This is a genomic window from Micromonospora sp. NPDC050686 (genome assembly GCF_040654475.1).
Classification (GTDB): Bacteria; Actinomycetota; Actinomycetes; order Mycobacteriales; family Micromonosporaceae; genus Micromonospora.
Genome location: NZ_JBFAID010000006.1, coordinates 46,793 through 71,599, shown reverse-complemented (window position 1 = coordinate 71,599; position 24,807 = coordinate 46,793). Strand labels below are relative to the sequence as shown.

The 24,807-nt window shown below is 73.3% G+C and carries 25 protein-coding genes; 21 read left to right on the top strand and 4 right to left on the bottom strand.

Going from position 1 to position 24,807, the window contains the following annotated elements; genetic code table 11:
- Positions 1-36: 36 nt before the first annotated feature.
- From AB0H57_RS07855 to ung, 5 genes are all read left to right on the top strand, one after another.
- On the top strand, positions 37-1,530 hold the full coding sequence (locus AB0H57_RS07855; RefSeq protein ID WP_357503845.1) for an NAD(P)H-hydrate dehydratase: 1,494 nt from the start codon (positions 37-39) through the stop codon (positions 1,528-1,530).
- Positions 1,531-1,554: 24 nt separating this feature from the next.
- Positions 1,555-2,673: an alanine racemase gene (gene alr, locus AB0H57_RS07850; protein WP_357503843.1), complete on the top strand. Its 1,119-nt coding sequence runs from the start codon at positions 1,555-1,557 to the stop codon at positions 2,671-2,673.
- A gap of 194 nt (positions 2,674-2,867) precedes the next feature.
- On the top strand, positions 2,868-3,965 hold the full coding sequence (locus tag AB0H57_RS07845; protein WP_357503841.1) for an alpha/beta hydrolase: 1,098 nt from the start codon (positions 2,868-2,870) through the stop codon (positions 3,963-3,965).
- Positions 3,962-4,444 carry a tRNA (adenosine(37)-N6)-threonylcarbamoyltransferase complex ATPase subunit type 1 TsaE gene (gene tsaE / locus AB0H57_RS07840; protein ID WP_357503839.1) on the top strand — a complete coding sequence of 161 codons (483 nt, stop codon included), beginning with the start codon at positions 3,962-3,964 and terminating at the stop codon, positions 4,442-4,444. Before AB0H57_RS07845 ends, tsaE begins: the two co-directional genes overlap by 4 nt.
- Positions 4,445-4,504: 60 nt before the next feature.
- The gene (gene ung / locus AB0H57_RS07835; RefSeq protein WP_357503837.1) at positions 4,505-5,206 is read left to right on the top strand and encodes a uracil-DNA glycosylase; all 702 of its coding nucleotides are present in this window, start codon (positions 4,505-4,507) and stop codon (positions 5,204-5,206) included.
- A 6-nt stretch (positions 5,207-5,212) separates the two neighbouring features.
- Here ung and AB0H57_RS07830 read toward each other — a convergent pair whose 3' ends face one another.
- Complete coding sequence (locus AB0H57_RS07830; protein WP_357503835.1) at positions 5,213-5,911, bottom strand: helix-turn-helix transcriptional regulator; 699 nt, start codon at positions 5,909-5,911, stop codon at positions 5,213-5,215.
- 188 nt (positions 5,912-6,099) lie between these two features.
- Here AB0H57_RS07830 and tsaB point away from each other — a divergent pair, with 188 nt between their 5' ends.
- The 4 genes from tsaB to AB0H57_RS07810 are packed head-to-tail and all read left to right on the top strand — an operon-like array spanning position 6,100 to position 8,553.
- The gene (gene tsaB, locus AB0H57_RS07825; RefSeq protein ID WP_357503833.1) at positions 6,100-6,777 is read left to right on the top strand and encodes a tRNA (adenosine(37)-N6)-threonylcarbamoyltransferase complex dimerization subunit type 1 TsaB; all 678 of its coding nucleotides are present in this window, start codon (positions 6,100-6,102) and stop codon (positions 6,775-6,777) included.
- Between the two features lie 11 nt (positions 6,778-6,788).
- The gene (gene rimI, locus AB0H57_RS07820) at positions 6,789-7,232 is read left to right on the top strand and encodes a ribosomal protein S18-alanine N-acetyltransferase (protein WP_357504000.1); all 444 of its coding nucleotides are present in this window, start codon (positions 6,789-6,791) and stop codon (positions 7,230-7,232) included.
- A 3-nt stretch (positions 7,233-7,235) separates the two neighbouring features.
- Entirely contained in the window at positions 7,236-8,282 is a 1,047-nt protein-coding gene (gene tsaD / locus AB0H57_RS07815) for a tRNA (adenosine(37)-N6)-threonylcarbamoyltransferase complex transferase subunit TsaD (RefSeq protein WP_357503831.1), read from the top strand.
- A gap of 16 nt (positions 8,283-8,298) precedes the next feature.
- Complete coding sequence (locus AB0H57_RS07810) at positions 8,299-8,553, top strand: hypothetical protein (protein WP_222956376.1); 255 nt, start codon at positions 8,299-8,301, stop codon at positions 8,551-8,553.
- 16 nt (positions 8,554-8,569) lie between these two features.
- On the opposite strand, the gene AB0H57_RS07805 is transcribed toward AB0H57_RS07810, so the two are convergent.
- Positions 8,570-9,310, bottom strand: coding sequence for a DUF4142 domain-containing protein (locus AB0H57_RS07805; protein WP_357503829.1), 741 nt, complete (start codon positions 9,308-9,310; stop codon positions 8,570-8,572).
- A gap of 169 nt (positions 9,311-9,479) precedes the next feature.
- On the opposite strand from AB0H57_RS07805, the gene AB0H57_RS07800 reads away from it, so the two are divergent.
- The 6 genes from AB0H57_RS07800 (at position 9,480) to AB0H57_RS07775 (ending at position 17,078) form a co-directional block, all read left to right on the top strand.
- Entirely contained in the window at positions 9,480-10,094 is a 615-nt protein-coding gene (locus tag AB0H57_RS07800; protein ID WP_357503827.1) for a winged helix-turn-helix domain-containing protein, read from the top strand.
- Positions 10,091-11,458, top strand: a complete 1,368-nt coding sequence (locus tag AB0H57_RS07795; RefSeq protein ID WP_357503825.1) for an MFS transporter — start codon at positions 10,091-10,093, stop codon at positions 11,456-11,458. Before AB0H57_RS07800 ends, AB0H57_RS07795 begins: the two co-directional genes overlap by 4 nt.
- 281 nt (positions 11,459-11,739) lie before the next feature.
- Positions 11,740-13,287 carry a multiple monosaccharide ABC transporter ATP-binding protein gene (mmsA, locus tag AB0H57_RS07790; RefSeq protein WP_357503823.1) on the top strand — a complete coding sequence of 516 codons (1,548 nt, stop codon included), beginning with the start codon at positions 11,740-11,742 and terminating at the stop codon, positions 13,285-13,287.
- Positions 13,284-14,588, top strand: a complete 1,305-nt coding sequence (gene mmsB / locus AB0H57_RS07785; protein WP_357503821.1) for a multiple monosaccharide ABC transporter permease — start codon at positions 13,284-13,286, stop codon at positions 14,586-14,588. The genes mmsA and mmsB overlap by 4 nt, the downstream gene beginning before the upstream one ends.
- A gap of 47 nt (positions 14,589-14,635) precedes the next feature.
- Positions 14,636-15,739 (top strand): sugar-binding protein, encoded by a 1,104-nt coding sequence (locus tag AB0H57_RS07780; protein WP_357503820.1) that lies wholly within the window; start codon positions 14,636-14,638, stop codon positions 15,737-15,739.
- A 157-nt stretch (positions 15,740-15,896) separates the two neighbouring features.
- Complete coding sequence (locus tag AB0H57_RS07775) at positions 15,897-17,078, top strand: ROK family protein (protein ID WP_357503998.1); 1,182 nt, start codon at positions 15,897-15,899, stop codon at positions 17,076-17,078.
- On the opposite strand, the gene ybaK is transcribed toward AB0H57_RS07775, so the two are convergent.
- Positions 17,079-17,558 carry a Cys-tRNA(Pro) deacylase gene (ybaK, locus tag AB0H57_RS07770; RefSeq protein WP_357503818.1) on the bottom strand — a complete coding sequence of 160 codons (480 nt, stop codon included), beginning with the start codon at positions 17,556-17,558 and terminating at the stop codon, positions 17,079-17,081.
- A 111-nt stretch (positions 17,559-17,669) separates the two neighbouring features.
- Here ybaK and AB0H57_RS07765 point away from each other — a divergent pair, with 111 nt between their 5' ends.
- Genes AB0H57_RS07765 through AB0H57_RS07755 form a run of 3 tightly spaced genes read left to right on the top strand, consistent with a single transcriptional unit; the run spans position 17,670 to position 19,373 of the window.
- A complete protein-coding gene (locus tag AB0H57_RS07765) occupies positions 17,670-18,410 on the top strand; it encodes a 3-oxoacyl-ACP reductase family protein (RefSeq protein WP_357503816.1) in 741 nt (246 codons plus the stop codon).
- Between the two features lie 11 nt (positions 18,411-18,421).
- Positions 18,422-18,739, top strand: a complete 318-nt coding sequence (locus tag AB0H57_RS07760; RefSeq protein WP_357503813.1) for a multidrug efflux SMR transporter — start codon at positions 18,422-18,424, stop codon at positions 18,737-18,739.
- Positions 18,740-18,758: 19 nt separating this feature from the next.
- Positions 18,759-19,373 carry a TetR/AcrR family transcriptional regulator gene (locus AB0H57_RS07755; RefSeq protein WP_357503811.1) on the top strand — a complete coding sequence of 205 codons (615 nt, stop codon included), beginning with the start codon at positions 18,759-18,761 and terminating at the stop codon, positions 19,371-19,373.
- Here AB0H57_RS07755 and AB0H57_RS07750 read toward each other — a convergent pair.
- Positions 19,370-20,629 carry a methyltransferase domain-containing protein gene (locus AB0H57_RS07750; protein ID WP_357503809.1) on the bottom strand — a complete coding sequence of 420 codons (1,260 nt, stop codon included), beginning with the start codon at positions 20,627-20,629 and terminating at the stop codon, positions 19,370-19,372. The genes AB0H57_RS07755 and AB0H57_RS07750 overlap by 4 nt on opposite strands.
- Positions 20,630-20,883: 254 nt before the next feature.
- On the opposite strand from AB0H57_RS07750, the gene groES reads away from it, so the two are divergent.
- From groES to AB0H57_RS07735, 3 genes are all read left to right on the top strand, one after another.
- Positions 20,884-21,198, top strand: a complete 315-nt coding sequence (gene groES / locus AB0H57_RS07745) for a co-chaperone GroES (RefSeq protein WP_357503807.1) — start codon at positions 20,884-20,886, stop codon at positions 21,196-21,198.
- 70 nt (positions 21,199-21,268) lie between these two features.
- On the top strand, positions 21,269-22,915 hold the full coding sequence (gene groL / locus AB0H57_RS07740; RefSeq protein ID WP_357503805.1) for a chaperonin GroEL: 1,647 nt from the start codon (positions 21,269-21,271) through the stop codon (positions 22,913-22,915).
- Positions 22,916-23,042: 127 nt separating this feature from the next.
- Complete coding sequence (locus AB0H57_RS07735) at positions 23,043-24,656, top strand: molybdopterin-dependent oxidoreductase (protein ID WP_357503803.1); 1,614 nt, start codon at positions 23,043-23,045, stop codon at positions 24,654-24,656.
- Positions 24,657-24,807: the final 151 nt, after the last annotated feature.

Sequence of the window (24,807 nt, the reverse complement as noted above, 5' to 3'; positions counted from 1 at the left end):
CGGGCCGCGGCCCGCCCGGGGGACGGGACGGGTGGCATGAAGCCGGTGTGGCGGGTCGCGGACGTACGCGCGGCGGAGGCGGGCCTGATGGCGACCCTGCCGCCGGGGGCGCTGATGAAGCGCGCGGCGGCCGGCCTGGCCCGCCGCTGCGCGCTGCTGCTCGCCGACCGGGGCGGGGTGTACGGCGCGCGGGTGCTGCTGCTGGTCGGCGCCGGCGACAACGGCGGCGACGCGCTCTACGCGGGCGCGCTGCTGGCCCGCCGCGGGGCGGCCGTGGCGGCGCTGCCGACCACTCCGGGGCGGGCGCACGCCGAGGGGCTGGCCGCGTTGCGCGCCGCCGGTGGGCGGCTGGTGGACCGGCCGCCGGCCACCGTCGACCTGGTGCTCGACGGGATCGTCGGCATCGGCGGGCGGGGCGGGCTGCGGGAGACCGCCGAGCAGCTCGCCGCGAGCCTCGCCGACCGCTGCGGGCGGGACGGCGCCCGGGCCACGGTGGTCGCGGTGGACGTGCCGAGCGGCGTCGCGGTGGACACCGGGCACGTGCCGCCGACCGCCGCCGGCCGGCCCGGCGCGGTCTCCGCCGACGTGACGGTGGCCTTCGGCGCGCTGAAGCCCGCCCTGGTGGTGGGTCCGGCAGCGGCGCTGGCCGGCCAGGTCGAGCTGGTCGACATCGGGCTCGGGCCGTGGCTGCGCGGTACGCCGGCGCTCCAGGTCGTCGAGGGGTCCGACGTCGAGCGGTGGTGGCCCGAGCTGGGCGCGTCGGCGGAGAAGTACACCCGGGGCGTGGTCGGGGTGGCGACCGGCTCGGCGACGTACCCGGGCGCGGGGGTGCTCTCGGTCGGCGGCGCGCTGGCCGGGCCGACCGGCCTGGTCCGCTACGCGGGCGGCGCCCGGGCGGAGGTGCTGCACCAGCATCCGTCGGTGATCGCCACCGGGCGGGTGGCCGACGCCGGCCGGGTGCAGGCGTGGGTCTGCGGCTCCGGGCTGGGCACCGGCGAGGAGGCCGCCGCCGAGCTGCGCGCGGTGCTCGCCGCGCCGGTGCCGGTGGTGCTCGACGCGGACGCGCTGACCATGCTGGTGGACGGGAAGATGGCCGACCGGCTGCGGGACCGGGAGGCGCCGATCGTGGTCACCCCGCACGACCGGGAGTACGCCCGGCTCTGCGGCGAGCAGCCGGGCGCGGACCGGGTCGGGGCCGCGCTGCGGCTGGCCGCCTGGATGAACGCGGTGGTGCTGCTCAAGGGGGACCGCACGGTCGTCGGCACGCCGGCCGGCCGGGCGTACGTCAACCCGACCGGCACCCCGGCGCTGGCCACCGGGGGCACCGGCGACGTGCTGGCCGGCCTGCTCGGCTCGCTGCTGGCGGCCGGGGTGGCGCCGGAGCGGGCGGCGGCCGCGGCGGCGTATCTGCACGGGCTGGCCGGCCGGGAGGCGGCCCGGGGCGGCCCGGTGACCGCACCCGACGTGGCGACCGCGCTACGGCCGGTGGTCGGTCGGCTGGCCGGAACGCACCGCTCCGGGCCGAGGTGATCTACCGGGAAGTAGGCTGGGGCCATGTGGCAGGCCGAGGTACGCGTCGACCTCGACGCGATCCGTGACAACGTGGCCCGGCTGAGGGCGGGCACCAGCGCCGAGCTGATGGCGGTGGTGAAGGCGGACGGCTACGGCCACGGCATGGTCCCGTCCGCCCGGGCCGCGCTGGACGCCGGGGCGGACTGGCTCGGCGTCTGCACCCTGGACGAGGCGCTCGGGCTGCGCCGGGCCGGGATCACCGCGCCGGTGCTGGCCTGGCTGCTCGCGCCCGGGCTGCCGCTGCACGAGGGGGTCGCCGCCGGCGTCGACCTGGGGGTGGCGAGCCTGCCCCTGCTGGACGAGATGATCGAGGCGAGCCGCCGGGCGGACCGCCCGGCCCGGCTGCATCTCAAGATCGACACAGGGCTGTCCCGCGGCGGCGCCACCGTCGCCGACTGGCCGGTGCTGCTGGAGGCCGCCGCGAAGGCTCAGGCCGACGGCCTGGTCGAGGTGGTCGGCGTGTGGAGCCACCTCGTGTACGCGGACATGCCCGGCCACCCCACCACGGACCGCCAGCTCGCCGTCTTCCACGAGGGCCTGGCCATGGTCGAGCGGGCCGGGCTGCGTCCCCGCTACCGGCACCTGGCCAACTCGGCCGCCACGCTGACCCGCCCGGACACCCACTTCGACCTGGTCCGCCCCGGCATCGCCTGCTACGGACTGTCCCCGATCACCGGGGAGCGGTTCGGGCTGCGCCCGGCGATGACCGCCCGGGCCCGGGTGACGCTCACCAAGCGGGTGCCGGAGGGCACCGGCGTCTCGTACGGCCACACCTACACCACCGCCCGGGAGGCGAACCTGGCCGTGGTCCCGCTCGGCTACGCCGACGGGGTGCCCCGGCACGCCTCCAACGTCGGCCCGGTGCAGCTCGGCGAGGTGCGGCGGACCATCTCCGGCCGGGTCTGCATGGACCAGTTCGTGCTCGACTGCGGCGACGACCCGGTGGCCGCGGGGGAGGTGGCGACCCTGTTCGGCAGCGGCGAGCACGGTGAGCCGCTCGCCGACGACTGGGCCGAGGCGGTCGGCACCATCAACTACGAGATCGTCACCCGGTTCGGCGGCAGCCGGGTGCCCAGGGTCTACGACGGCGAGCGCCCGTGAGCGGGAGGAGTGAGCCGGGGTTGCGAGCCCCGCAGTCGCGAACCGAGGTGGCCCCGTGAGCGCGAGGAGTGAGCCGGGTTTGCGAGCCCCGCAGTCGCGAACCGAGGTGGCCCCGTGAGCGCGAGGAGTGAGCCGGGGTTGCGAGCCCCGCAGTCCTGCCGCCGCCGTTCGGGCCGAGCAGCTCAGGTGGCGCGATGAGCTCGGCGCGCCGGTTCCGCGTGCCGCGGCCACGGACCGCCGCCGGCCGGGTCGCCGGGGTGGTCGGGGCCGCGGTCGGCGTGGCCGCCGCCGGGCTCGCCGCCGGCGTGGCCAGCGAGCGCGCCCTGGTCCGCCGGCTCAAGGCCGACCCGACCGACCCGTACGCGCACGAGGTCTTCGGCGACCTGCCCTACGACGAGGCGTACCGGCTGGAGATGCCGGACGGCACCGACATCCACGTCGAGGTGGTGGAGCCGAGGCAGCCGGTCGAGGGGCACCCGACCGTGGTGTTCGTGCACGGATTCTGCCTGGACATGGGGACGTTCCACTTCCAGCGCAAGCTGCTCACCGAGCGCGGCGACTACCGGATCGTCGCGTACGACCAGCCGGGGCACGGCCGGTCCGGCCGGCTGGAGACCGGGGAGTACGACCTCGAACGGCTCGGCCGCACGCTGCGCCGGGTGATCGACGCGACCACCCCGGAGGGGCCGCTGGTGCTGGTCGGTCACTCGATGGGCGGGATGACCATCATGGCGTTCGCCGAGCTGTTCGGCGAGCTGTTCGGCGACCGGGTGGTCGGCACGGTGCTGATGGCGACCTCGGGCGGCCTGCTGGCGGAGAGCAGGCTGGTGGCTCCGGCGCTGCTCAGCCGGGTCGGCGCGCCGGTGCTCTACATGGTCAACAACGCCACCCGGTACGGCGGCACGGTGATCGAGCACGCCCGCAGGTCGACGCAGAACGTGGCCTGGCTGCTCACCCGCCGGCTCGGGTTCGGCACGCCGAAGCCCAGCCCGGCGCTGGTCTCGTACGTCGAGACGATGAACTCCCGGACCTCGGCCGACACGGTGACCCGCTACCTTCGGACGCTGGCCACCCACTCGCGGCTGCCGGCGCTGGCCGCGCTGGCCGGCACGCCGGTGCTGGTGGTGGTGGGTGACAAGGATCTGATCATCCCGGCCGCCCACTCCGACGAGATCGTGCGACGGCTGCCGCACGCTGCGGCGGTCAAGATCCACGAAAGTGGTCACGTGGTGATGCTGGAGCACGCGGACCAGGTCAACGCCGCGCTGACGAGGTTCCTGGAGGGATTGTGAGTCACGTCGTCGAGCTGCCCACCGCGGCCGACACCCAGGGGTTCGGCCGCCGGCTGGCCCGCCTGCTGCGCCCCGGCGACCTGCTGTTGCTCACCGGTCCGCTGGGCGCCGGCAAGACCGCGCTGACCCAGGGCATCGGCGCCGGCCTGCACGTACGGGGCGACATCACCTCGCCCACCTTCGTCATCGCCCGGGTGCACCGGCCGGACCCGGACCGCGGCGGCCGGGTGGCGCTGGTGCACGCCGACGCGTACCGGCTGGGCGACGCCGCCGACCCGCGGGCGGAGATCGACGACCTGGACCTGGACGCCTCGGTGGACGACTCGGTGACCGTGGTCGAGTGGGGTGAGGGCATGGTCGAGCAGCTCGCCGACGCCCACCTGCGGGTCCGCATCGACCGCCGCGACGACGACACCCGGGTGGTGGAGCTGGAGCCGGTCGGCGGCGACTGGGCGGTACGGCTGACGGCCCTCGGCTGAGGTTTGTCGGACCGGCTGCCTAGTCTTCCCGGGACGGTCCCGACAGGCGAAAGGTTGCCGATGCCCGACGACGCCCCCACGCTCGACCTGCTTGCGCTGCTCCCGGAGGCGTGGCACGCCGCGCTCGCCCCGCACCTCGACCCGGCCCGTACCGGGGCCCTGGCCGAGTTCGTCGCCCGGGAATACGCGACACAGACCGTCTTCCCGCCGGTCGAGGACCTCTTCTCCGCCTACCGGCGGTGCGGGCTGGAGCAGTGCCGGGTGCTGATCCTGGGACAGGATCCGTACCACAAGGCCGGGCAGGCGCACGGGCTGAGCTTCAGCGTCCGGGAGGGGGTGAGCGTCCCGCCGTCGCTGCGCAACGTCTTCAAGGAGCTGGGCGAGGATCTCGGCGTGCCGAAGCCGCGCAGCGGCAACCTGGACGGCTGGGCGGCGCAGGGCGTGCTGCTGCTCAACGCGGTGCTCACCGTCCGCCAGGCCACGCCCGGGTCGCACGCCAACTCCGGCTGGGAGGAGTTCACCGACGCCACCATCCGCGCCCTCGACGCCCTGGACCAGCGGGTGGTGTTCCTGCTCTGGGGCGGTTACGCCCGCAAGAAGGCCGCCCTGGTCACCAACCCGCGGCACGTGGTGCTGGAGGCCGGCCATCCCAGCCCGATGAATCCGCGCGGCTTCCTCGGCAGCCGCCCGTTCAGCGCGGCCAACAAGGCCCTCGCCGACGCCGGGCTGCCCACGATCGACTGGGAGCGCACCGCCGGCTGACCCGGCTCAGCCGGCCTGCTGCCGCTGCCGGTGGCGGCGCAGCAGGTCGGCCGCCCGCGGATCGGTCAGCTCCACCTGCACCAGCGGCACCACCCGGTAGCCGCGCCCGCCGTGTCGCACCTCGATGCCCTCCGGCAGCTCGGCGCACATCTGCGCCCGGATCTCGCCGTGCTTGGTCAGCCACCGGTGCTCGCCGGGCTCCTCCGGCTCGATGTGCACCCCGCCCCACTCGGCCCATCGGGCGTTCCACCGTTGCGCGTAACCGGCCTCCAGCCAGCTGGTGAACCGGGCCGAGTCGCGCCAGCGCAGGGCGATCTCGACCGCCTCGGCCGGCACCGGCGCGCCCTGGAGCACCGCCGCGGTCGCGCCGGTGAGCAGGTTCGGCAGGTCGCCCAGCCGGTCGAGGAGCCGGTCCAGCCCGAGGTCGTCGATCACCTCGGCGAGCGGTCGGGAGGCATGCTCGGCCAGCCGGGCGTCGAGATGGGCGTCGAGTGGTTCCACGTCGACGGTGAGCTGCACCTGCATCGCGGCCAGCAACCGTTCGAGCGCCGGCAGGCTGGGGGAACGGTCCCCGCGTTCGACCCGGGCGACCGTGGCCTGACTGACCCCGGCCAACTCGGCCAGTTGGCGCTGGTTCAGCTCGCGGAGCTGCCGCTGCTGACGGATCACCGTGCTCAGCATGGTGCTCAGGCGGGACTCGGGCATCCCGGAATCCTGGCCCACACCGCCGTGAGTCTGATACCTGAGAGTCATCAAAATGACTCTCGGGTATCAAGCTCAATCGCATTCATGCCGGGGCGGGGACTACCGAGCGTGAGTCCGGGTCCGGCAGGCGGGCCGGCGGGCCGGGGGCGTCACGGGTGGTAACCGGTGGGCGGCTACGCTGGCATACCGTGCTCGTACTCGTGGTGGATTCCTCGACCCCCGCGGTGACCGCGGCGCTGGCGGAGGTCTCGGTGGACGGCGTCGCGCTGCGCGCGCACCGCTGCACGGTCGACGCCCGCGCCCACGGTGAGCTGCTCGCCCCGCAGGTCGACGCGGTGCTGGCGGACGCCGGCGCCCAGGCCGCCGACCTGACCGCCGTGGTCGCCGGGCTCGGCCCGGGCCCGTTCACCGGGCTGCGGGTGGGGCTGGTCACCGCCGCGACCATGGGACAGGTGCTCGGCATCCCCACGTACGGCGTCTGCTCGCTGGACGGTGTCGGCCACCCGGCGGCGGCCGGCGAACCGGTCCTGGCGGCCACCGACGCCCGGCGCAGGGAGATCTACTGGGCGGTCTACGACGGTGCCGGGCAGCGGATCGTCGGCCCGGACGTGGACGGCCCGGCGGTCGTCGCCGAGCGGGCCCGCGGGCTCGCGGTCACCGTCGCGGTGGGGGACGGCGCCCAGCGGTACGCCGACGTCCTCGGCCTGCCGGTGCGGGACGAGCCGCGCTACCCGGACCCGGCGGCGCTGGCCCGGCTGGCCGCGGAGCGGATTCGGGCGGGCGCGGCGACGGAGCCGCTGACCCCGCTCTACCTGCGTCGCCCGGACGCCGTGGCGGCGACCGGCCGCAAGCCGGTCCTGCCGTGAGCCGTCCGCCGGTGCGGCTGGAGCGGTTCCGTTGGTGGCACGTCGAGCAGGTGCTGCCGATCGAGGCGGACCTCTTCGGCGCCGAGCAGTGGTCGGCGGCGATGTTCTGGAACGAACTGGCCAACGGTCACTTCTATCTGGTCGCCACCGACGACGGCGGGGCGGTGTTGGGCTACGCGGGGCTCACCGTGCAGGCCGACGAGGCGTGGGTGCAGAACATCGCGGTGCGCCGCGACGCCCAGCGGCGCGGCCTGGGCCGGACGCTGCTGGAGGCGCTGCTCGCCGAGGCGGCCCGGCGCCGTGCCCCGAACGTGCTGCTGGAGGTCGCCGCCGACAACGCGCCGGCGCAGAAGCTGTACGCGGCCTACGGCTTCGAACCGATCGGCGTGCGCCGCGGCTACTACCAACCGAGCAACACCGACGCGCTGATCATGCGGCGCGGGACGGACGGATAGGCGATGGCTGACGAACCCCTGATCCTGGGCATCGAGACCTCCTGCGACGAGACCGGCGTCGGCATCGTGCGCGGGCACACCCTGCTCGCCGACGCGCTCGCCTCCAGCGTCGAGGAGCACGCCCGGTTCGGCGGGGTGGTGCCCGAGGTGGCCAGCCGCGCCCACCTGGAGGCGATCGTGCCGACCATGGACCGGGCCCTCAAGGAGGCCGGGGTGACGATCGCCGACGTCGACGCGATCGCCGTCACCTCCGGTCCCGGGCTGGCCGGCGCGCTGCTGGTCGGCGTGGCCGCGGCGAAGGGCTACGCGCTCGCCGCCGAGAAGCCGGTGTACGGGGTCAACCACCTCGCCGCGCACGTCGCCGTGGACACCCTGGAACACGGCCCGCTGCCCGAGCCGGCGATCGCGCTGCTGGTCTCCGGCGGCCACTCCTCGCTGCTGCGGGTCGACGACCTGGCCACCGGCGTGACGCCGCTCGGGGCCACCATCGACGACGCCGCCGGGGAGGCGTTCGACAAGGTGGCCCGGCTGCTCGGCCTGCCGTTCCCGGGCGGCCCGCCGATCGACCGCGAGGCGCGGGCCGGGGACGCCGCCGCGATCGCCTTCCCGCGCGGCCTCACCGCGGCCAAGGACCTCGCCGCCCACCGGTACGACTTCTCCTTCTCCGGCCTCAAGACCGCGGTCGCCCGCTGGGTGGAGGCGCGGCAGCGGGCCGGCGAGCCGGTGCCGGTGGCCGACGTGGCGGCCTCGTTCCAGGAGGCGGTCTGCGACGTGCTCACCGCCAAGGCGCTGGCCGCCTGCCGGGCCGACGGCATCGAGACGCTGGTCATCGGCGGGGGCGTGGCGGCGAACTCGCGGCTACGGGCGATGGCCGAGCAGCGGGCCGAGAAGTACGGCATCCGGGTCCGGGTGCCTCGGCCGAAGCTCTGCACCGACAACGGCGCGATGGTGGCCGCGCTCGGCTCGCACCTGGTCGCCGCGGGGGTCGCCCCGAGCCGGCTGGACCTGCCGGCCGACTCGGCCATGCCGCTCACCGTGGTCAGTGTCTGAGCCGGGGGAGGGTGCCGTGATCGTACGGATGTGGGAGGCGCGGGCCGAGCCCTACGGCTTCGCCGACCTGATCAGCTGGGTGTGCGACACCGCGCTGCCCGATTTCGAGCACGACCCGTTGCACCTGTCCAGCGAGGTCTTCTCCGCCACCGATCACCGGGTGGTGGTGATCTCCAAGTGGCGGAGCAACCCGCGCCCGCTGCCCGACCCGCCGGCGACGCTGCTCGCCCGGCCGCCGCACTCCTGGGACTTCACCCAGGTCGACCGCTGACCCGGCCGGGGCGGGGTCAGCCGCGTCGCAGCACCCGGTAGGTGGCCAGGCCGGCGGTGCCCAGGGCGGCGAGGAAGACCAACCACACGACCGTGGTGCTGACCCCGGTCGACGGGCCGACGGGGGCGCCGGCCCGGGCGGCGGCCAGCAGCGAGTCGCTCTGCGCGGGCGGCAGCGCCGCCGGCGGGAGTTGCTGCCAGCGGACCAGACCGGTGCTCTCCAGCATCGTCATGTGGTCACCGACGAACTTGTTCGCCTCCTCGGCGAGCTTGCGCACGATCGGGTCGCGGGTGCTGGCCCGGACCGCCCCGATCACCGGGAAGATCTTGCCGTGCGCGACCCGCAGCCGGGTGACGAAGATCTGGTCGAACTGGGCGCCCCGGGCCTCCTGCATCTCGCCCAGCCACCCCTTCTGCTCGGCGGTCGGGTCGGTCGGCAGGGTCGTTCCCAGCTTGTTGGCGGCGTCCACCACCAGTTGGTCGAGGACGCCGTGCTGCCGGGAGATCTCCGCGCCGATCTCGCGGACCTTGGCCGACTGGCCCTTCTCGGCCGCCATCTGCCCGGCCGGCATCTCCCAGAGCCCGGCCAGCCGTACGCCGTTGAGCAGGGTCATGTCGGCGGCGTTGAGCTGGGCCCCGGGCGCCGCCACCGCCGCGCCGGGCAGCGCGCCCAGACCGGCCAGTACCGCCACGAGCAGGACGGCCGCCCGGCGGAGCCGGTGCCCGGGTCGACGACGTACGGAATCCAGCGGTGCCATCCTGCGGTGCCTCCTCCTGGCGGGCCTGACCTGATCGACCCGGCGGCCACCGGCCGCCCGTCGCCCACTGGTACGGCCCCGCCCGCCGATCGGTTCACCGGCGCACCCGCAATTCCTCATTACCAAGAACTCTTTGCAAAGACGTCTTTGCAAAGGTATGTTGCGACACATGACGCCTCAAGAGATCCGGCCGGACGCGACCTCGCTGCGGGGGCTCGCCCACCCGCTGCGGGTGCGCATGCTCAACCTGCTCCGCGAGCAGGGCCCGGCCACCGCGACACTGCTCGCCGTGCGGCTCGGCCAGTCCACCGGCGCCACCAGCTACCACCTGCGCCAGCTCGCCCAGTACGGCTTCGTCGAGGAGGATCCCGGCCGGGCCGCCGGCCGGGAGCGCTGGTGGCGCGCGGCGCACCGCAACACCGTGCTGGAGGGCGACGTGGGGCAGGCCGCGCCGGTCGAGACGGAGACCTACCTGCGGGCCGTGGCGGCGGCGTACGCCGAGCGGGTCGACCGCTGGTTGGGCGAGCTGCCGGCGCTGCCCCCCGCGTGGAGAGAAACCTTCACGCTCAGCAACTGGCGGCTGCGGCTCACCACCACCGAGGCGGCCGAACTGCACGGCCGGCTGTTCGCCCTGCTGGAGAGCTACCGGCGCGACGCCCCGGACGTCGAGGCGCCGGCCGACGCCGAGTCCGTGATGGTGCAGGCCCAGGTGATGCCCTTCCTGCGCCCTGCGGAGGACCGCCCCACCGAGGACGAGGGGCGCGGCGAGGGGGCGGACCGGTGAGCCGGCGCAGGGGCCCGCTGGTCGGCCTGCTCGCCGCCGAGCTGATCTCGCTGACCGGCACCCGGATGAGCATGGTGGCGCTGCCCTGGTTCACCCTGACCACCACCGGCAGCGCGGGCCGGGCCGGGGTGGTCGCGTTCGCCGAGATGCTGCCGTACGTGCTGGCCTGTGGGCTCGGCGGGCCGCTGCTGGACCGGGTCGGGCACCGGCGGGCGAGCGTGTCGGCCGACGTGGCCAGCGCTGCGGTGCTGGTGGCCGTGCCGCTGCTGTACCACGCCGGGCGGCTCGATTTCGGCCTGCTGGTCGCGCTGATCGCGCTGGTGGGGCTGCTGCGCGGGTTCGGCGAGACGGCGAAGCGTGTCATCTTCCCGGACGCGGTGGCGGTGTCCGGGATGGCGCTCACCCGGGCCACCGCCCTGCACGACGGGCTGGGCCGGCTCGCCACGCTGCTGGGCGCGCCGCTGGCCGGTGTACTCATCGCGGTGCTGGACGCTCCGACGGTGCTGGCGCTGGACGCGGCGAGCTTCCTGCTCGCCGGTCTGGTGCTGGTCGCCCTGGTGCCCGCCGCCCTGCGGCCTCCCGCGGACCCGGCGGTCGTGCCGGCCAGGGCGGCGGCGGGTTCGGCGGCCGTGGCGCCTGCGGGCCGGCTCGCCGGCTACCTCGCCTCGCTGGCGGAGGGGCTGCGGTTCCTGCTGCGGGACCGGCTGGTCCGCGTGGTGACCGTGCTGCTCTTCGTGACCAACCTGGCCGACGCCGCGTACGGTGCGGTGCTCGCCCCGGTCTGGGCGCGGGAGGTGGTCGGGTCCCCGGCGGCGCTCGGCGTGCTCTCCGCCACGTTCGCGGTGGGTGCGGTGCTCGGGAACGTGGTCTTCACCGCGCTCGCCCCCCGGGTGCCGAGGTTCGCCACCTTCGCGGTGGGCTTCGTGCTCGGCGGGGCGCCCCGGTACGTGGCCCTCGCCCTGGTGGACCGGCTCTGGGCGGTCTACCTGATCTCGTTCGTGGCCGGTCTCGGGCTGGCCGCGATCAACCCGATCCTGGGCGCGCTGACGTACGAGCGGATCCCGGCGGCGCTGCGGGCCCGGGTGCTCGGGCTGGGGCACGCGATCTCCTGGGGCGGGATCCCGCTGGGCGGCCTGCTCGCCGGGTTGCTCACCGACAGCTCCTCACTCGTGGTGGCCGCCCTGGTGTTCGGTGGGGCGTACCTGGCGGTGACCGCGTGGCCGCTGCTCAGCCCCGCGTGGCGGCAACTGGACCGGCCCGACGGCCCGAACCCCGCCACCGACCTGCCGGTTGCCCAGCCGCACGCCGGCCTCCCAGCCGACCAGGAGCCGCTCGCGGACGGCCGAACGACCGCCGCCCGCTGACGGTCTGTCATGTCGATCATGGTGTTGGCGGGGGAGTCGGCATTTCCCCGCCAACTTCATGATCAACGCGTGTTTGGCCGGGTCGGGCGGGCCGGGGCTGTGACGGGGGTTACTTGGCGGTAGGGTGCGGCACCCATATTGCCGCATTGTTACGAAATTGCTCTGCCTGGCGGTTGCAGATCATGTCCCGGCCGCAATACGTTGCCGACGGCAACAAAAAACGTTGCGAGGCCCTCGACCCCTCCGGAGGAGTCCATGACGTTGGCGAGGCGGTGCGAACGATGAGCGACGCGCCCATCCTTTTGGAGATGCGTCGCATCACCAAGGAATTCCCCGGTGTCAAGGCTCTCTCCGACGTCAACCTGGTGGTGCGCACCGGAGAGATCCACGCCATCTGTGGCGAGAACGGCGCCGGCAAGTCCACCCTGATGAAGGTCCTCAGCGGGGTCTACCCGTACGGCTCGTACGAGGGGCAGATCCGCTACCAGGGCGCGGAGACCCGGTTCTCGGACATCCGGGCCAGCGAGCAGGCCGGGATCGTGATCATCCACCAGGAGCTCGCGCTCATCCCGAACATGTCGATCACCGAGAACATCTTCCTCGGCAACGAGCCGCGGCGCCGCGGCGCGATCGACTGGAAGGGCGCGAACCGGATGGCGCTGGACCTGATGGCCCGGGTCGGCCTCCAGGAGGACCCGGACACCCTGGTCAGGGACATCGGCGTCGGCAAGCAGCAGCTGGTGGAGATCGCCAAGGCGTTCGCCAAGGACGTCAAGCTGCTCATCCTGGACGAGCCGACCGCCGCCCTGAACGAGGCCGACTCTCAGCACCTGCTGGACCTGCTGCGCGGCTTCCGCTCGCGCGGCATCACCTCGATCATGATCTCGCACAAGCTCAACGAGATCGAGGCGATCGCCGACCAGATCACCATCCTGCGCGACGGCCGGACGGTGGAGACGCTGGACGTCAAGGCCGACGGCGTCGACGAGGACCGGATCGTGCGGGGCATGGTCGGCCGGGAGCTGAGCAGCCGGTTCCCGGACCACACCCCGAAGATCGGCGAGGTTTTCTTCGAGGTCCGCGACTGGAACGTCCGGCACCCGATCTCCGCCGAGCGCAAGGTGTGCAAGAACGAGAGCTTCGTGGTCCGGCGCGGCGAGATCGTCGGCTTCGCCGGCCTGATGGGTGCCGGCCGCACCGAACTGGCGATGAGCGTCTTCGGCCGCTCCTACGGGGTGTACGAGTCCGGCACGATCATCAAGGACGGCAAGGAGATCGTGCTGAAGTCGGTGGCGGACGCGATCGCCCACGGGCTCGCGTACGTCAGCGAGGACCGCAAGGCGATCGGCCTCAACCTGCTCGACGACATCAAGGCGTCCACGGTGGCGGCCAAGCTGTCCAAGATCTCGCGGCACGGCGTGCTCGACGAGGTCGCCGAGTACAAGGCAGCCGAGGGCTACCGCCGGGAGTTGCGGACCAAGGCCCCGACGGTGGACGAGAGCGTCTCCAAGCTCTCCGGTGGCAACCAGCAGAAGGTCGTCCTGGCGAAGTGGATGTTCACGGACCCGGACCTGCTGATCCTCGACGAGCCGACCCGCGGCATCGACGTGGGCGCCAAGTACGAGATCTACGCCATCATCCAGCGGCTCGCCGACCAGGGGAAGGGCGTCGTCGTCATCTCCTCGGAGCTGCCCGAGCTGATCGGGCTCTGTGACCGCATCTACACCGTCTTCGAAGGCGCCATCACCGGCGAGATCGCCCGGAAGGACGCGGACCCGGAGACCCTCATGAAGCAGATGACCTCGACCAAGAGGATGCAGACAGCATGAGCCGCTACAAGGACCTGCAGAAGAACCTCTTCGGCGGCACCACGTCGAACGCCCGGCAGTTCGGGATGATCTTCACGCTGGTGGCGATCGTCGTCCTGTTCCAGATCCTGACGGACGGGCTGACGCTGCGGTCGGACAACCTGATCGCCTTGTTCCAGCAGAACTCGTACATCCTCATCCTGGCCATCGGCATGCTGATGGTGATCGTCGCCGGGCACATCGACCTGTCGGTCGGTTCGGTGGCGGCCTTCACCGGCATCCTGGTGGCCAAGTCGATGTTCGAGTGGTCGCTGCCCTGGCCGGTGGCCATCCTCTTCGGGCTGGCGATCGGCGCGGCGATCGGCGCCTGGCAGGGCTTCTGGGTCGCCTACATCGGCGTCCCGGCGTTCATCGTGACGCTGGCCGGCATGCTGCTGTTCCGGGGCGGCAACCAGTTCATCGGCAACGCGAACACCATCCCGGTGCCGGAGGGCTTCCGGGTGATCGGCTCCGGGTTCCTGCCCGAGGTCGGGCCGAACACCGGCTACAACAACCTGACCCTGCTGCTCGGCCTGGCCGCCTGCGTGGCCGTGGTGTGGCGCGAGTTCCAGGCCCGCCGTACCCGCCGGGAGATGGACGCCGACCCGGCCCCGATGTGGATCTCGGTGCTCCGGATGGCGGTCATGGTCGGCGTGATCGTCTTCGTCACGCTGCGCTTCGCCAGCGGTCGGGTCGGCACCAGCTTCCCGGTCTCCGGCATCATCCTGGTCGCGCTGATGCTCGCGTACTCCTTCTACACCCGCAACACCGCCGGCGGCCGGCACATCTACGCGGTCGGCGGCAACTCGCGAGCCGCGGAGCTCTCCGGTGTGAAGCTCAAGCGGGTCAACTTCTTCGTCATGATGAACATGTCGACCCTGGCCGCGCTGGCCGGCATGATCTTCGTGGCCCGCTCGGCGGCCTCCGGGCCGCAGGACGGCAACGGCTGGGAGCTGGACGCGATCGCCGCGGTCTTCATCGGCGGCGCGGCCGTCTCCGGCGGCATCGGGACCATCAGTGGCTCCATCGTCGGTGGTCTGGTCATGGCCGTGCTCAACAACGGCCTGCAACTGCTGGGCGTCGGCACCGACCGCGTCCAGATCATCAAGGGCCTGGTCCTGCTGCTGGCCGTCGCGCTCGACGTCTACAACAAGAGCCAGGGACGCTTCTCCATCATCGGCAGCCTCACCCGCAACTTCCGCCGAGACCCACCCGGCACGCCCCCGTCCCCGCCAGCGTCGACGGCGGATCGCGAGCCTGCCCCGACGACGGTGTCCAGCTGACGGCACCGTCACCCCGTATCACCTCTGCAGAAGGGCATCACCTCCTCATGCGAAACTTCCTCGCCAAGACGGTGGCCGTCGGTGCCATCGCCGCGCTGGCCCTGACGGGCTGTGGTTCCGGCCGGGACGGCGACTCGGGCAGCGGCTCGGGCGACTCGGCCAAGGGCTTCCCGGCCGACTCCCTGATCGGTGTCGCCCTGCCCTCCAAGACCTCGGAGAACTGGGTCCTGGCCGGTGACCTGTTCACCAACGGCCTGAAGGAGGCCGGCTTCAAGAGCGACGTGCAGTACGCCGGCGCGTCGACCACGGTCGCCGACCAGCAGGCGCAGATCACCGCCATGGTGACCAAGGGCGCCAAGGTCATCGTCATCGGCGCGACCGACGCCGCGCAGCTCTCCACCCAGGTCGCCGCGGCGCACCAGGCCGGCGCGAAGGTCATCGCCTACGACCGCCTGATCACCAACACGCCGGACGTGGACTACTACGTCGCGTTCGACAACTTCAAGGTCGGTCAGCTCCAGGCCCAGGCCCTGCTGGAGGGCATGAAGGCCAAGAAGCCGAACGGCCCGTACAACATCGAGCTCTTCTCCGGCTCGCCGGACGACAACAACGCCGGGGTCTTCTTCAACGGCGCGATGGACGTGCTCAAGCCGGAGATCGACAAGGGCAACGTGGTCGTCGCCTCGAAGCAGACCGACGTCAAGCAGACCGCCATCCAGGGCTGGAAGGCCGAGGGTGCGCAGGCCCGCATGGACCAGCTGCTGACCTCGACGTACGGCAGCAAGGAGCTGGACGGCGTGCTGTCCCCGAACGACACCCTGGCCCGGGCGATCATCACCTCGATCAAGGGTGCCGGTAAGCCGATCCCGGTCGTCACCGGCCAGGACTCCGAGGTCGAGTCGGTCAAGTCGATCATGGCTGGCGAGCAGTACATGACGATCAACAAGGACACCCGCAACCTGGTCAAGGAGACCATCGCCATGGTCCAGGCGCTGCAGAAGGGTGACGCTCCCGAGGTGAACGACAAGGAGTCGTACAACAACGGCAGCAAGGTCGTCGAGACCTACCTGCTCCCGCCGGTCGCCGTCACCAAGGCCAACGCGGCCGAGGCGTACGCCAACGACCCGAAGCTCGCGCCGCTCACCAAGTGAGCTGAGGAAGTTCAACGACGCGAAGGGTCCCGGGGTCATCGCTCCGGGACCCTTCGTCGTCATGGTGCCCGGTTCGAGCGCACGATTCGCAAGGAGGCCGACGCCGGTGGAACCCAAGCACCCTGGGCTTCCCCGTCCCCGCCGCGCCTCGAAACGGCTGCTGCCGTCCCCGGGTGGCAGCCAGGAGGAGATCCGCCGGCAGAATCTCGGCGCCGTGCTGCGCCACGTCCACCTGCACGGCCCGACCTCCCGCGCCGAGCTGACCAGCGGGCTCGGGCTCAACCGCAGCACCATCGGCGCGCTCGCCTCCGACCTCGCCGCCATCGGCCTGGTCACCGAGGAGGTGCCGACCGGCGCCCGCCGCGCCGGCCGCCCGTCGCTGGTGGTCCGCCCCAGCTCCGACCGGGTGTACGCGTACGCGCTGAGCATCGAGACCGACCGCCTCCGGGCGGCCCGGATCGGCCTCGGCGGCCTGATCCTGGACCTGCGCGAGGCGAGCCGCCCCCAGGCCACGCCCGCCTTCGAGGCCGTACGCCCGCTGGCCGGCCTGGTGCGCGACATGGAGCGGCGGATCACCATCGACGGGCGGTGCGTGGGCGGCGCGGTCGCGGTCACCGACGCCGTCCGGGTCGCCGACGGCACGGTCCGGCCGGGCGGCGCCGACGAGCGGCTCGGGGCGGCCCTCGCGGCCGAGTTCGCCGTCTGCGCCGGCTTCGTCACCGGTGACCTGGCCGACATCGCCGCCGTCGCCGAACACGTCCGGGGGGTGGCGACGGACAGCACGCATCTCGTCTACCTGCACGGCGACGTCGGGGTCAGCGCCGGCCTCATCGTGGACGGCCGGCTGGTCGTCGGCCACCGAGGGCACAGCGGCAAGGTCGGTCACATGGTGGTCAGGCCGGACGGACTGCCGTGCGGGTGCGGCTCGCGCGGCTGCTGGGAGACCGAGGTGGGCGAGGCGGCGCTGCTGCGGCACGCCGGTCGGGCCGCGGGCCGGCGGGACGCCGTACGCGAGATCCTGGCCGCGGCGGCCGACGGCGAGCCGGTGGCCCGCGCCGCGGTCGACCGGGTCGCCGAGTGGCTCGGCTTCGGCGTCGCGAACCTGGTCAACGTCGTCGACCCCGACGTCGTCGTGTTCGGCGGGTCGCTGCGCGCCGTCTACACCCTCGGCGCGGACGCGGTCCGCCGCCGGCTGGGCGAGACGGCGCGGCCCGGGACCCGGCAGCACGTCCGGCTGCGGGCCGCGGCGCTGGACCGGGACGCCCCGCTGATCGGCGCGGCCGAACTCGCCTTCGAGCGGCTGCTGGCCGATCCGTTGGGCTCGCGGCCGGCCGGCTGATCAGGCCGTGGCGAGCGGCGCGGTCACCGCGCCGGTCAGGTCGACCAGGTCGGTCGGGCTCAGTTGCAGTTGCAGGCCCCGCCGCCCCGCCGAGACGTAGACGGTCGGCTGGGCCAGCGCGGACGCGTCGACCACGGTGGGCAGGCGCTTGCGCTGCCCGAGGGGGCTGATCCCGCCGCGGACGTACCCGGTGGCCCGTTCTGCCGCCGTCCGGTCCGCCATGGCGGCCCGTTTGCCGCCGGCCGCCGCCGCCAGCGCCTTCAGGTCGAGTTCGCCGGTGACCGGCACCACCGCGACGGTCAGCGCGCCGTCGACCTCGCAGACCAGCGTCTTGAAGACCCGCTCCGGCGGCACGCCGAGGGCCGCCGCGACGAGGGCGCCGTAGTTCGGGGCGTCCGGTGACACGTCGTACGGGTGGGTGCTGTGGTTGATCTTCCGCTTCGCAAGCAGCGCGGTCGCCGGCGTGCCCTGTCCCGCCATGACCGACAAGCTACTGCGGCTCTCGCCGGCCTTCATCCGGTTTTCGTGAGCGCGGCCCGTGCCGTACAGTCTCCCTAATAATGTATCGATCGACACAGAAATGAGGTCGACGTGGATCCACTTGCCGGAAAGGCAGTCCTGGTCACGGGGGGTAGCCGGGGCATCGGTGCCGCCGTCGCGGTGCGGCTCGCGCAGGACGGCGCGGACGTCGGGTTGACGTACCTGCGTGCCGAGGACCGGGCGCAGCAGGTCGTACGGCGGATCACCACCCTCGGACGGCGCTGCCTCGCCGTCCCGGCCGACAGCGGCGACCCGGCGGCCCTCGCCGCCGCCGTGGACCGGGTGGCCGCCGAGTACGGTCGCCTCGACATCCTGGTGAACAACGCGGGCGTCTTCCCGTACGGGCCGATCGAAGAGACGTCCATCGAGGACGTGGACCGGGCTCTCGCGGTCCACGTACGCGGGGTGTTCGTGGCGGCGAAGGCCGCGCTCGGGCACATGGGCCACGGCGGGCGCATCATCAACATCGGCAGCTGCTTCGTGGACCGGGTCCCCTACCCGGGCCTGAGCCTGTACGCGATGAGCAAGAGCGCCCTGGTCGGGCTCACCCGCGCGCTGGCGCGTGACCTGGGCCCGCGCGGCATCACCGTCACGGTGGTGCACCCCGGCTCCACCGACACCGAGATGAACCCGGCCGACGGCGAGAGCGCCGACGTCGAGCGGGGATACATCGCACTGGGCCGGTACGCCGAGCCCGACGAGATCGCCGCCACCGTCGCGCACCTCGCCGGACCCGGTGGGCGCTACATCACCGGCGCCTCGATCGCCGTCGACGGCGGCTTCGCGGCCTGAAGGGGGCAACCATGACCTGGCTGCTGCTGGTTGTCGCCGGCCTGCTGGAGATCGTGTGGGCGCTGGCGCTCAAGCACACCGACGGCTTCACCCGACTGTGGCCGAGCCTGCTCGCCGGCTCGACGGCGCTGCTGAGCTTCGTCCTGCTGTCGCTGGCGCTCAGGGACCTGCCCGTCGGCACGGCGTACGGCGTCTGGGTCGGCATCGGCGCCGTCGGGGTGACGCTGGCCGGTATCCTCGCCTTCGGTGAAAGCGCCACCCCACAACGACTGATCTTCATCGCGCTCGTCGCCGTCGGGATCATCGGCCTGAAGGCCTCGGGGGGCTGACGGCGGAAGGGCGGTGCTGGTGGGTAAACGGGGTCGCCCCCGCACCTTCGACCGGACCGTCGCGCTGCATCGGGCGATGGACGTCTTCTGGCAGCGCGGGTACGAGGGCGCCAGCATGACCGACCTCACCGGCGCGATGGGCATCGCCTCACCCAGCCTCTACGCGGCCTTCGGCAGCAAGGAGAAGCTCTTCCGGGAAGCGGTGTCGCTGTACAACGAGGTGGAGGGGCGCGTCCCGCAGCAGGTGCTGCGCGACGCGCCCACCGCCCGCGAAGGGATCGCGGGGTGGTTGCGGCACCACGCGCGGGCCTACCTCGATCCGGCCCGCCCCACCGGCTGTCTGGTGGCGCTGGCCGCCACCACGATCAGCGCGGAGAACGAGCCGGTGCGCCAATTCGTCGCCGAGTGCCGCCAGGCCGACGTCGCCGACATCAAACGTCGGCTCGACCGCGGTGTCGAGTCCGGCGACGTGCCCGCCAGCACCGACACGGCAGCCGTGGCCGAGTACTTCTACGCGGTATCGCTCGGCATGGCCGTCCGCGCCCGCGACGGCGTATCGGGCCGGACGTTGCACGCGATCGCCGAGGCCGCGCTCGTTGCCTGGGACCAGGTGCTGGACGCGGCACGCGACTAGGGTCGCCGGCCGTGCTCGCCGGTCACCGGCCGGCAGATCAGCGCGGTGGGTGCGCCGGCCACCCGGGTGAGGACCAGGGTGGCGGCCAGGTCGCCGGTCAGCCTCAGGTCCCGGCGGAGCCGCTCCGGCTCCAGCGCCGACCCGCGCTTGAGGATCTCCAGCCGTCCGATTCGTCGCTCCCGCAGCAAGGCCCGCAGCCGCTTCAGCGAGAACGGCCGCACGTCGGTCACCTCCAGGCAGCGCGCGTACGGGGTCGCCGTGGCGCTGTCCGCGTACAGGTAGGCGATGGCCGGGTCGGCCAGGGTGGCGTCCAGTTCCCCGGCCAGCTCGGCGACCAGGTGGGCGCGGACCACCGCCGGGCCCGGGTCGTACAGGAAGCGGCGGACGGGGCCGACCGGCGCCTCGGCGGTGCCCGGGCCGGTCAGTTGCGCGGCACCCGGGTGACAGGCGGGGGCCCCGCCGCTACCAAATGCGTTAACAGGGGGCCCCGCCTTACCACTAAGCAGGGTGGCGCGGCGGGGGACCTCGGCCAGCCGGCCGCACCAGAGGGCCGCCTCCACCAGGTCGCCGTCCACGCTGACCCACTCCGCCTCGGCGCCGGCCGGGATCAGCGCGTGGTCGAGCCCCGGGGCCACCTTGACCACGGTCCGCGGCACCCGCTCGGCGAGCGCCGTGACGAAGTCCCACGGCGGGGAGTACGCGTTCGGGTCGAAGATCCTCCGCCCGGTGCCCGCCCTGCGCCGTGCCGGGTCGCAGAACACTCCGTCGACCGTGGAGACGTCGAACGCCGTGGCGTCGCCGCACTCGACGGTGAACAGGTCGGCCACTCCGGCCGCCTCGGCGTTGGCGGCGGCCATCGCGGCGGTCAGCGGGTCGGCCTCCACCCCGTACACCCGGATGCCGGCGCGGGCGGCGGCGAGCGCGTCCGCGCCGAGGCCGCAGCCCAGGTCGGCCAGGGTGCGTACCCCGGCGGCCCGCAGCCGGGCGGCCCGCCGGTCGGCGACCACCCGGCGGGTGGCCTGCTCCAGGCCGGCCCGGGTGAGGAACATCGCCCCCGCCCCGGGCCCGAACTTGCCGGCCGCCCGGCGGCGCAGCTCGGCCTGGGTGAGCGCGGCGGCGGCCAGCCCGGCCGGCACGCCGGCGGAGCGGAGCGCGGCCGCCGCGGTCAGCGGGTCGCCGCCGGCCACTTCGGTCGCCGCGGCGAGCGCGGCCGACCCCTCGGCGGTACGCAGGGCAGCGAGCTGATCCAGATCCACCCGTCCATTCTCCGACCCGGTGACGGAGGCGACACGGCGGCTCGGCGTTGGCACTCTCCTTGACGGAGTGCTAGCCGAGGAATAACCTGCGATTAGCACTCTCACCCTGAGGGTGCCAACGCCCGGGCCTCGCGTCCGGGGGTTGAACGCCAGGCGGACCGGCACCCGCGACGACGGCCCCGCCCGGTGGCATGTGGCAGATTGACGCTGGTCGGCATGCCGGCCAGCAACGAAACCAAGTACCCCAGGAGGGTATGCCCGTGACTACCGCGACCAAGGTTGCGATCAAGCCGCTCGAGGACCGCATCGTGGTCCAGGCGAACGAGGCCGAGACCACCACCGCCTCGGGCATCGTGATCCCCGACACCGCCAAGGAGAAGCCGCAGGAGGGCACCGTGCTCGCCGTCGGCCCGGGCCGCGTCGACGACAAGGGCAACCGCGTGCCGATCGACGTCAAGGTCGGCGACACCGTCCTCTACTCGAAGTACGGCGGCACCGAGGTCAAGTACGCCGGCGAGGAGTACCTGGTGCTCTCCGCCCGCGACGTCCTCGCGGTCATCGAGAAGTAAGCAACCGATCAGTGACGCTGCCCCGGTCCGGCTCGCCGGGCCGGGGCAACGTCGCTTCGAAGGGATACTGATGGCGAAGATCCTGAGCTTCTCGGACGACGCCCGGCACCTGCTGGAGCACGGTGTCAACGCCCTCGCGAACGCGGTCAAGGTCACTCTCGGCCCGCGCGGGCGCAACGTCGTCCTGGACAAGAAGTTTGGTGCGCCCACGATCACCAACGACGGCGTGACGATCGCCAAGGAGATCGAGCTCACCAACCCGTACGAGAACCTCGGCGCGCAGCTAGTCAAGGAGGTGGCGACCAAGACCAACGACGTCGCCGGCGACGGGACCACCACTGCCACCGTGCTGGCCCAGGCCATGGTGCGGGAGGGCCTGCGCAACGTGGCCGCCGGCGCCAACCCGACCGGCCTGAAGCGGGGCATCGACGCGGCGGCCACCAAGGTCTCCGAGGCGCTGCTCGGCAAGGCCGTTGACGTCTCCGGCAAGGAGTCGATCGCGCACGTCGCGACCATCTCCGCGCAGGACGCCACCATCGGCGAGCTGATCGCCGAGGCGATGGAGCGGGTCGGCCGCGACGGTGTCATCACCGTCGAGGAGGGCTCCGCGCTCAGCACCGAGCTGGAGGTGACCGAGGGCCTCCAGTTCGACAAGGGCTTCATCTCGCCGAACTTCGTCACCGACGTGGAGTCGCAGGAGTCGGTCCTGGAGGACCCGTACATCCTGATCACCACGCAGAAGATCTCGGCGATCGAGGAGCTGCTGCCGCTGCTGGAGAAGGTACTCCAGAACAGCAAGCCGCTGCTGATCATCGCCGAGGACGTCGAGGGCCAGGCGCTGTCGACCCTGGTGGTCAACTCGCTGCGCAAGACCCTGAAGGTCTGCGCGGTCAAGGCCCCGGGCTTCGGCGACCGGCGCAAGGCGATGCTCCAGGACATGGCGATCCAGACCGGCGCCGAGCTGGTCGCGCCGGAGCTGGGCTACAAGCTCGACCAGGTCGGCCTTGAGGTGCTCGGCACCGCTCGGCGGGTCGTGGTCGACAAGGAGAACACCACCATCATCGACGGTGGCGGTCAGTCCGCCGAGGTCGCCGACCGGGTCGCGCAGATCCGCAAGGAGATCGAGGCGTCGGACTCCGAGTGGGACCGGGAGAAGCTGGCCGAGCGGCTGGCCAAGCTCTCCGGCGGCGTCGCGGTCATCAAGGCGGGCGCGGCCACCGAGGTCGAGATGAAGGAGCGCAAGCACCGCATCGAGGACGCCATCGCCGCGACCAAGGCCGCGGTCGAGGAGGGTACGGTCCCGGGCGGCGGCGCCGCCCTGGCCCAGATCCTGCCGGTGCTCGACGACGACCTCGGCTTCACCGGTGACGAGAAGGTCGGCGTCTCGATCGTGCGCAAGGCGCTGGTCGAGCCGCTGCGCTGGATCGCCCAGAACGCCGGCCACGACGGCTACGTGGTGGTGCAGAAGGTCGTCGCCCAGGAGTGGGGCAACGGCCTCGACGCCGCCGTCGGCGAGTACGTCGACCTGGTCAAGTCCGGCATCATCGACCCGGTGAAGGTGACCCGCAACGCGGTCACCAACGCCGCCTCGATCGCCGGTCTGCTGCTCACCACCGAGAGCCTGGTGGTCGAGAAGCCGGCCGAGCCGGAGCCGGCCGCCGCCGGTGGGCACGGCCACGGCCACGGGCACAGCCACCAGCACGGCCCGGGCTTCTGACCCGAGCCGTACGCCGGTCAGGGCGCACCGCCTCCGTGGCGGTGTGCCCTGTCGCGTTCCCGGGGCCGGATTACGGAACGCTGACGTGGTTGGCGCATCCCGCCCCGGGGCGACGACACTGGACGCCATGAGCCCTCTTCCGCGCCGGGACGCGGCGCTGGCCGGGGTCGCCGCCGCGGCGGTGGCGATCGGTGCCGCCGAGCCGGTGGCGGTCCTCACCGGCCCCCGGTCCGCGCCGGTGATCGCGGTCGGCGGGCTGGTCGTCGACGTCGTCCCCGAGCCGCTCAAGCAGTTCGCCATCGGGCTCTTCGGCCGGTACGACAAGATCGCGCTGCTGGCCGGGACGGCGCTGCTGCTGGCCGCGTTCGCCGCGCTGCTGGGGGTGCTGGCGGCCCGGCGGCTGTGGATCGGGCTGGCCGGGGTCGCGGCCTTCGCCGCCCTCGGGGTGGCCGCCGCGCTGACCCGGCCCGGCGCCGACCTGTTCGACGCCCTGCCCTCGCTGGTCGGGGCGGGCCTGGGTGCCGGCACGCTCTGGCTGTTGCTGGCCGGCCCGCTGCGACCGGACCTGTGGCCGTGGACGCCACCGGAGCCGGCCGCGTCAACCGGGCCTTCCGCGCCGGGGGCGCCGGGTGGCGAGCCGGCCGGCCGCCCGCCGGGCCGGGCGGAGGTCGACCCGGACGGGCGGCGGCGGTTCCTGGCCGGGGTGGGCTGGCTGACCGGTTCGGCCGTGGCGGTCGGCCTCGGCGGGCACTGGCTGGCCGGGCTGCGCGGGGTGTCCTCGGCCCGGCGGGCGGTGACCCTGCCGGTCCCGGCCTCGCCGGCGCCGCCGGTGCCGGCGGGCGCGGACCTGTCGCTGGCCCAGCTCGCCCCTTGGACCACGCCGAACAGCGGGTTCTACCGGATCGACACCGCGCTGGTGGTGCCGCAGGTGGACCCGGAGACCTGGCGGCTGCGGATCCACGGCCGGGTGCGCAACCCGATCGAGCTGAGCTTCGCCGACCTGCTCGCCCGGCCGCTGGTCGAGCGGTACGTCACGCTGGCCTGCGTCTCCAACGAGGTGGGCGGCGACCTGATCGGCAACGCGCGCTGGTTGGGCGTACCGATCAGGGAGCTGCTGGACGAGGCGCAGCCGGAGGAGGGCGCCGACCAGGTGGTGGGCCGTTCGGTCGACGGCTGGACCTGCGGCACCCCGACCGCGGTGCTGCGCGACGGGCGGGACGCGCTGCTCGCGGTCGGCATGAACGGCGAGCCGCTGCCGGTGGAGCACGGCTTCCCGGTGCGGATGGTGGTGCCGGGGCTGTACGGGTACGTCTCGGCCTGCAAGTGGGTGACCGAGCTGGAGCTGACCAGCTTCGCCGACTTCGACGCGTACTGGGTGCCGCGGGGCTGGTCGGCGCAGGGGCCGATCAAGACGCAGGCGCGGATCGACACCCCCCGGCGGGGCAACCGGCTCACCGCCGGCCCGGTCACCGTCGCCGGGGTGGCCTGGGCCCAGCACCGGGGCATCCGCCGGGTCGAGGTACGCGTCGACGACGGCCCCTGGCAGGAGGCGACCCTCGCCCCGACCGCCTCGGTGGACACCTGGGTGCAGTGGTCCTGGCGGTGGCCGGCCACCCCGGGGGACCACACCCTCCAGGTCCGGGCCACCGACGCCGCCGGCGACACCCAGACCGACCAGCGTCGCCCGGTCGCCCCGGACGGCGCCACCGGCTGGCACACCGTGCCCGTCACCGTCCGGTAGCGGGCGGAGCGGCCCGACGGGCGGATCGGGCGCGGCGGGCGGGAGCGGGCGGGGATCCACGCCGGCCGGCCGGTGTCCCGGTCACGCCCAGTAGTCAGCGGCTGAGCAGCGTCTCTCCCGAGCGTGATACCTGAGAGGCATCAAAATGCCT

Coding starts and splice junctions, on each gene's coding strand:
- groES (WP_357503807.1), top strand. CDS start 20,884: ATGCCCGTGACTACCGCGACCAAGGTTGCGATCAAGCCGCTCGAGGAC.
- alr (WP_357503843.1), top strand. CDS start 1,555: ATGTGGCAGGCCGAGGTACGCGTCGACCTCGACGCGATCCGTGACAAC.
- AB0H57_RS07845 (WP_357503841.1), top strand. CDS start 2,868: ATGAGCTCGGCGCGCCGGTTCCGCGTGCCGCGGCCACGGACCGCCGCC.
- AB0H57_RS07855 (WP_357503845.1), top strand. CDS start 37: ATGAAGCCGGTGTGGCGGGTCGCGGACGTACGCGCGGCGGAGGCGGGC.
- AB0H57_RS07760 (WP_357503813.1), top strand. CDS start 18,422: ATGACCTGGCTGCTGCTGGTTGTCGCCGGCCTGCTGGAGATCGTGTGG.
- AB0H57_RS07800 (WP_357503827.1), top strand. CDS start 9,480: ATGACGCCTCAAGAGATCCGGCCGGACGCGACCTCGCTGCGGGGGCTC.
- AB0H57_RS07830 (WP_357503835.1), bottom strand. CDS start 5,911: ATGCCCGAGTCCCGCCTGAGCACCATGCTGAGCACGGTGATCCGTCAG.
- ung (WP_357503837.1), top strand. CDS start 4,505: ATGCCCGACGACGCCCCCACGCTCGACCTGCTTGCGCTGCTCCCGGAG.
- AB0H57_RS07780 (WP_357503820.1), top strand. CDS start 14,636: ATGCGAAACTTCCTCGCCAAGACGGTGGCCGTCGGTGCCATCGCCGCG.
- AB0H57_RS07805 (WP_357503829.1), bottom strand. CDS start 9,310: ATGGCACCGCTGGATTCCGTACGTCGTCGACCCGGGCACCGGCTCCGC.
- ybaK (WP_357503818.1), bottom strand. CDS start 17,558: ATGGCGGGACAGGGCACGCCGGCGACCGCGCTGCTTGCGAAGCGGAAG.
- tsaD (WP_357503831.1), top strand. CDS start 7,236: ATGGCTGACGAACCCCTGATCCTGGGCATCGAGACCTCCTGCGACGAG.
- AB0H57_RS07735 (WP_357503803.1), top strand. CDS start 23,043: ATGAGCCCTCTTCCGCGCCGGGACGCGGCGCTGGCCGGGGTCGCCGCC.
- groL (WP_357503805.1), top strand. CDS start 21,269: ATGGCGAAGATCCTGAGCTTCTCGGACGACGCCCGGCACCTGCTGGAG.
- mmsA (WP_357503823.1), top strand. CDS start 11,740: ATGAGCGACGCGCCCATCCTTTTGGAGATGCGTCGCATCACCAAGGAA.
- mmsB (WP_357503821.1), top strand. CDS start 13,284: ATGAGCCGCTACAAGGACCTGCAGAAGAACCTCTTCGGCGGCACCACG.